Origin of the sequence: Pseudaminobacter soli (ex Li et al. 2025) (assembly GCF_003012705.1) — a bacterium.
Lineage (GTDB): Bacteria > Pseudomonadota > Alphaproteobacteria > Rhizobiales > Rhizobiaceae > Pseudaminobacter > Pseudaminobacter soli.
This window is the reverse complement of the sequence record NZ_PXYL01000116.1, coordinates 1-234: the sequence shown is the minus strand read 5'-3', so window position 1 is coordinate 234 and position 234 is coordinate 1. Positions and strand designations below refer to the sequence as shown.

The following is a 234-nucleotide window of genomic DNA, read 5'->3' as shown; positions in this document are numbered from 1 at the left end:
CCGGCCTCGATCGCCAGGAGACCGGCCTCCAGTTCGGCGAGCTGTTCCTCGCATTCCTGGAAGAACGTCTGTTTGATGGCTGACATCGCGTCCACGCTGCTAGTCTCCCTTTACGCCTTTACGCCTTGTTGCCCTTGTTGCCGGTCACGCCGCGACGCGCCGGATCGCCTCGATCAGCTTGTCCGGGTTGAACGGCTTGACGATCCAGCCGGTCGCCCCGGCGCGCCGCGCCCG

Annotated in this window: 1 pseudogene; it reads right to left on the bottom strand. The window is 65.8% G+C overall.

Features of this window, described 5'->3' with window-relative positions:
- Window positions 1–144: 144 nt before the first annotated feature.
- A pseudogene (locus tag C7I85_RS30460) lies at window positions 145–234 on the bottom strand (response regulator); the annotation flags it as partial.